The organism is Rudaea sp., from assembly GCF_036383415.1.
Lineage (GTDB): Bacteria > Pseudomonadota > Gammaproteobacteria > Xanthomonadales > Rhodanobacteraceae > Rudaea.
This window is the reverse complement of record NZ_DASVOK010000505.1, coordinates 1-5,584: the sequence shown is the minus strand read 5'-3', so window position 1 is coordinate 5,584 and position 5,584 is coordinate 1. Positions and strand designations below refer to the sequence as shown.

Below are 5,584 nucleotides of genomic sequence, written 5' to 3'. Positions count from 1 at the left end.
CACCGTTGTCATGACCGTGCTCGCCGAATCGCCCGACGAGGTGTTCAGCGCGCAGGCGCTGGCCGAGCGCGCGCACCTCGAACTGCCGACCGTGTCGAAGCTGCTCAAGCAGCTCGCGCAGGCGGAACTCGTCGAGTCGTTCCGCGGCGTCAACGGCGGTTATCGCCTCGCGCGCGCGCCCGAGCGCATCAGCCTCGCCGACATCCTCGTCGCGATGGAAGGCCCGTTCGGCATGACCGAATGCAGCGCGCACCATGGCGCCTGCGGGCACGAACCGCATTGCGGCGTGCGCGGCAACTGGCGGCGCGTCAGCGACGTGATCGAGACGACGCTCAAGCAGATGACGCTGGCCGACATGCGCCGGCCACCGCCGAAGCGCGCAGCGATCCCGCTGCGTCTAGTCGCCACCGCATAAACAGTCAGGCAGCCAATGGCCACCCAACCCCTCGAACTCGACCTGCCCGACGAATCGGCGCCAACCGACGTTGTCACCGAGGCGCTCAATCGGCGCTACAGCGCCGGTTTCGTCACCGACATCGAAAGCGAGAGCCTGCCGCCGGGCTTGAACGAGGATGTCGTGCGCGCGATCTCGGCGCGCAAGAACGAACCCGAGTGGCTGACCGAGTGGCGGCTCAAGGCCTATCGCCACTGGCTGACGATGACGGAACCGCACTGGGCGAAGCTGCAGATCGAGGCTATCGATTTCCAGGCGATCAGCTACTACTCGCAGCCGAAGAACCGGCCGAAGTCGCTCGACGAGGTCGATCCCAAACTGCTCGAAACCTACGACAAGCTCGGCGTGCCGCTGCACGAGCGCGCGCGCCTCGCCGGCGTCGCGGTCGATGCGGTATTCGATTCGGTTTCGGTCGGCACGACGTTCCGCAAGGAACTCGCCGAAGCCGGCGTGATCTTCTGCTCGATCAGCGAGGCGGTGCGCGAGCATCCCGAACTCGTGCAGAAATATCTCGGCAGCGTCGTGCCGCCGGGCGACAACTATTTTGCTGCGTTGAATTCCGCAGTGTTTTCCGACGGCAGCTTCGTGTTTGTGCCGAAGGGCGTGCGCTGCCCGATGGAACTGTCGACGTACTTCCGCATCAATGCGCGCGATACGGGCCAGTTCGAGCGCACCTTGCTGATCGCCGAGGAGCGCGCGAGCGTGTCCTACCTCGAAGGCTGCACCGCGCCGATGCGCGACGAGAACCAGCTGCACGCCGCGGTCGTCGAACTGGTCGCGCTGGACGATGCGAATATCAAATATTCGACCGTGCAGAACTGGTATCCGGGCGACGAGAACGGCGTCGGCGGCATCTACAATTTCGTCACCAAGCGCGGCGACTGCCGCGGAGCACGCTCGAAGATATCGTGGACGCAGGTCGAGACCGGTTCTGCGATCACCTGGAAATATCCGAGCTGCGTGCTGCGCGGCGACGATTCGGTCGGCGAATTCAATTCGGTCGCACTGACGCATCATCGTCAACAGGCCGATACCGGCACGAAGATGATCCACATCGGCCGCAACACGAAATCCAAGATCGTCTCCAAGGGCATCAGCGCCGGGCGCGGGCAGAACACCTACCGCGGCCTGGTCAAGGTCGAGAAGGGCGCCGAAGGCGCGCGCAACTACACGCAGTGCGACTCGCTGTTGATCGGCAAGAAATGCGGCGCGCACACGTTTCCGTACATCGAGGTGAAGAACCCCGGCGCGATCGTCGAGCACGAGGCGACGACGTCGAAGATCTCCGACGATCAGCTGTTCTACTGCCGCTCGCGCGGCATCGGCCAGGAAGACGCCGTATCGATGATCGTCGACGGCTTCTGCAAGCAGGTGTTCAAGGAACTGCCGATGGAGTTCGCGGTCGAGGCGAAGAAGCTGCTCGAAGTGTCGCTTGAAGGCGCGGTGGGCTAGCGATGGATCGTCCCGAAACTCGTCTTGTGATTCGCGCGGCGCGGCCTGTCGATGCGGCGGCGATTCATGCGCTGATCTGCGAGTTGGCCGACTACGAAAAGTTGCGTCACGAAGTCGATGCGACTGTCGCGGACATCGAGCGCGACCTGTTCGGCGCGAATCCGCGCGTGTTCGCCGAAATCGCGGAATGGAACGGTGAGGTCGCCGGCTTCTCGTTGTGGTTCTACAACTATTCGACATTCCGCGGCCGGCATGGCCTGTATCTGGAAGATCTGTACGTGCGCCCGGTGTTTCGCGGCCACGGCATCGGCAAGGCGCTGATCGTGAATCTGGCAAAGCGCTGCGTGGCCGAGGGGCTCGCGCGCTTCCAGTGGTCGGTGCTCGACTGGAATACGCCTTCGATCGAGTTCTACAAATCGCTTGGCGCGAAGATCACGCCGGAGTGGCTCGGTTGCCGTGTTGAAGGCGAGGCTTTGAAAAAACTGGCGGATGTCTGACCGCCGCAAAGAACGACGAGAATGCAAATGCTGAAAATCGAAAACCTCCATGCCCGCGTCGCCGGCAAGGAAATCCTCAAGGGCCTGTCGCTCGAAGTGAAAGCGGGCGAGGTGCACGCGATCATGGGGCCGAACGGCGCGGGCAAGTCCACGCTCGGCAATGTGCTGGCGGGGCGAGAGGGCTACGAGGTCACGCAGGGCTCAGTCGTGTACGAGGGCAAGAACCTGCTCGAACTCGAACCCGAGGAGCGCGCAGCCGTAGGTGTGTTCCTCGCATTCCAGTACCCGGTCGAGATTCCGGGTGTGAACAATACCTACTTCCTGCGTGCGGCGCTGAATGCGCAGCGCAAGCATCGCGGCGAGGCCGAACTCGATTCGATGCAGTTCCTGAAACGCGTGCGCGAGAAGCTCGCCGTGCTGCACCTCAAGGATGAACTGCTGCATCGCGCGGTCAACGAAGGTTTCTCGGGCGGCGAGAAGAAGCGCAACGAAATCTTCCAGATGGCGCTGCTCGAACCGAAGCTCGCAATTCTCGACGAGACCGACTCGGGCCTCGACATCGATGCGCTCAAGATGGTCGCCGATGGCGTCAATGCAATGCGCTCACCCGAGCGTGCGTTCCTCGTCGTCACTCACTACCAGCGCCTGCTCGACTACATCGTGCCGGATTTCGTGCATGTGCTGGCCGATGGCGTCATGGTCGAATCGGGTGACGCGAGCCTCGCGCAGAAACTGGAAGAACACGGATACGCCTGGATCGCCGAACGCAAGCTCGCTGGAGCGGCGTGATGGCGGCAGCCCTGCTCGAGGACTTCGGCCGCGGCGATGCGCGCGCGCGCGAGGAGTCGTGGCGTTACAGCAAGATGGCGCTGCGCTCGCTGGCACAGCAGGAATTCGTCGCGGCGAATGCGGATGCCGAATTGCCTGAGACGCTGCGCGCGCAATTCGATTGGCAAGCGACGCGCGGCCGCCGTGTCGTCGTGGTCAACGGTGCGGTTTCCGAGCGCTACTCGGACTTCGCCGATGTCGGTTCGATGGTGACTGTTGCCGAGACCGGCGGGACCTATGCAGTCCGCATCGACGGAAAAATCGACGAGCCGGTGCAGGTCGTCTACGTCAATCTTCCATCTGCGCAGCCCAGTCGCTGGCAGACGAATACTTCGATGGTGATCGTCAACGGGTTCGCCACCCTGGTCGAGCAGCATGTCGGTCTCGACGGAGCCGGCGTTCTCGGAGCTTCGCGCCGGCGCATCGATGTCGGCGAAGGCGCGCGACTCGATCTGATCAGCCTCTGTGACTTGCCCGAGTCCGTATCCTTGTATCGCCTGCTCGACGTGCATCTCGCTGCGGAGGCGACGCTGCGCGCAACGCACGTGTTGCTCGGCGGTCGTCTGCAGCGTCTGGACATGCAGGTTGAACTCGCCGGCGAACAGGCGCGGCTGGAATCGCGCGGTGTTTTTGCGCTGCGCGGGCGCGCGCATGTCGACACGCAGCTCGATATACGTCACGTCGCGCGTGACACGGCCTGCGACATCGTCTGGCGCGGTATCGCCGACCAGCGCGCACGCGGGATTTTCCACGGCGCGATCACGGTCGCCGAGGGCGCGGATGGCAGCGATGCGAAGTTGTCGAACAAGAACCTGCTGCTGTCGCCGCAGGCCGAGATAGATACGCAGCCCGTGCTCGAGATCTACGCCGACGAAGTCAAGGCCGCGCACGGCGCGACGGTCGGTCAGATCGACGAGCGCGCGCTGTTCTACTTGCGTTCGCGCGGGATTCCGCTTGCTGATGCGCGACGCATGATGGTGACGGCATTCTGCCGCGAAGTGCTCGACGGCATCACCGACCAGGATCTGCGCAATAGGCTTGGTGGGCTGCTCATGCCTCACGTGGATGGAGGCAGTTCATGAGCCCACAACCGCAAGCGAATCTGCAATTCGACCCGCTGCCGCCCGACGACGTCGCGCAGTGTGGAGTTGCGCGTTCCGTTGCCGTTGGGTGTAACCTGCGCAGCAACGAACCAAAGGGGGGCGGCTTTGGAAACGGTGATCGCGCGCAACATCGAAGCGTCGGCGCAGTCGCGACGCTTTTTCTTCTGGATGGCCGTGGTATTCGTGCTGGTCGCTTTCGGCGGCTTCATACCGACTTACTGGGCGCGGCTCGGAACGGCGAATTTTCATGCGCCGCCGATCATGCATGTCCACGGCGCCCTCATGTTCACTTGGACCCTTTTCTATCTGGTCCAGACCGGCTGGGTGGCTACGGGCCGGGTTGCGACGCATCGCAGCTGGGGACTCGCGGGGATTTCCCTGTTCACGCTGATGATCTGTTCGATCGTCGTTTTCAAGATTACCGACCTGCGTATCAACGACGCGCATGGATTTGGCGATGCGGCTCGCCGTTTTTCGGCGATCACATTCCTCGGCGCGTTTTCGATGATCGTGATGTTCGTGGCGGCGCTGGCCAACCTGCGCCGACCCGAGATCCACAAGCGGCTCATGTATTCGCTGATGGCCGCGCTGATGGTTCCCGCGATCGCGCGCGTATTCATTACCCTTTTCGCTCCGCCAGGCGCGTTGGAAGGCGGGCCGCCGCCGCCGTTCGTCGCGCTCCCGCCGACGTTCGTTGCGCTGATTTTCTTCGCCGTTGCGATGATCTACGACTGGAGAACGCAACGTCGTTGGTATCCCGCCTATCTCTACGGCGCGCTGGTGATGATCGTTACCAACACCGCCGCGGTGCTGGTCGCCCCCACCCAAGGGTGGCTCGCGCTCGCCGCGTTCATGCAAGGACTTGGCGGCTGAAGCAGGGAGCGGGTTGCCACCGCGCAGCGGGTTTTCCGGCAAGGGCGGCATTGCAAAAATCAGCCGCGACGGGAACCTCATTATGAACACGCAAACCAACCGCGGCGACATCGCTGCATTCGACGTCGCGCGCATCCGTGCCGAATTTCCGATCCTCTCGCGCCAGGTCCACGGCAAGCCGCTGGTCTACTTCGACAACGCGAACACCTCGCAGAAGCCGCAGGTCGTGATCGACACGGTCGACCGTTTCTACCGTGAGAAGAACGCGAACGTCGCGCGCGCCGTCCACACGCTCGGCGAGGAAGCGACCTCGGCGTACGAGAGTGCGCGCGACAAGATCGCGCGCTTCATCAATGCGCCGACGCGCGACGAGGTGA

General features: G+C 63.3%; 7 protein-coding genes. All 7 read left to right on the top strand.

The window, feature by feature from the left end; translation table 11 throughout:
• The coding region (locus VF497_RS18360) for an SUF system Fe-S cluster assembly regulator (RefSeq protein WP_330891497.1) at window positions 1-415 on the top strand (415 nt) is incomplete at its 5' end.
• A gap of 15 nt (window positions 416-430) precedes the next feature.
• A complete protein-coding gene (gene sufB, locus VF497_RS18355; RefSeq protein ID WP_330891495.1) occupies window positions 431-1,906 on the top strand; it encodes a Fe-S cluster assembly protein SufB in 1,476 nt (491 codons plus the stop codon).
• A gap of 2 nt (window positions 1,907-1,908) precedes the next feature.
• The gene (locus tag VF497_RS18350) at window positions 1,909-2,403 is read left to right on the top strand and encodes a GNAT family N-acetyltransferase (protein ID WP_330891493.1); all 495 of its coding nucleotides are present in this window, start codon (window positions 1,909-1,911) and stop codon (window positions 2,401-2,403) included.
• A 27-nt stretch (window positions 2,404-2,430) separates the two neighbouring features.
• Window positions 2,431-3,192 (top strand): Fe-S cluster assembly ATPase SufC, encoded by a 762-nt coding sequence (gene sufC / locus VF497_RS18345; RefSeq protein ID WP_330891491.1) that lies wholly within the window; start codon window positions 2,431-2,433, stop codon window positions 3,190-3,192.
• A complete protein-coding gene (gene sufD / locus VF497_RS18340) occupies window positions 3,192-4,313 on the top strand; it encodes a Fe-S cluster assembly protein SufD (protein WP_330891489.1) in 1,122 nt (373 codons plus the stop codon). The genes sufC and sufD overlap by 1 nt, the downstream gene beginning before the upstream one ends.
• 126 nt (window positions 4,314-4,439) lie before the next feature.
• Complete coding sequence (locus tag VF497_RS18335) at window positions 4,440-5,207, top strand: hypothetical protein (RefSeq protein ID WP_330891487.1); 768 nt, start codon at window positions 4,440-4,442, stop codon at window positions 5,205-5,207.
• An 82-nt stretch (window positions 5,208-5,289) separates the two neighbouring features.
• Window positions 5,290-5,584: aminotransferase class V-fold PLP-dependent enzyme (locus VF497_RS18330; RefSeq protein WP_330891485.1), on the top strand; the 295-nt coding region annotated here is incomplete at its 3' end.

Bases quoted from the DNA above. Each gene is read 5' to 3' on its own strand.
- sufD (WP_330891489.1), top strand. From the start codon at position 3,192: ATGGCGGCAGCCCTGCTCGAGGACTTCGGCCGCGGCGATGCGCGCGCG.
- sufB (WP_330891495.1), top strand. From the start codon at position 431: ATGGCCACCCAACCCCTCGAACTCGACCTGCCCGACGAATCGGCGCCA.
- VF497_RS18350 (WP_330891493.1), top strand. From the start codon at position 1,909: ATGGATCGTCCCGAAACTCGTCTTGTGATTCGCGCGGCGCGGCCTGTC.
- sufC (WP_330891491.1), top strand. From the start codon at position 2,431: ATGCTGAAAATCGAAAACCTCCATGCCCGCGTCGCCGGCAAGGAAATC.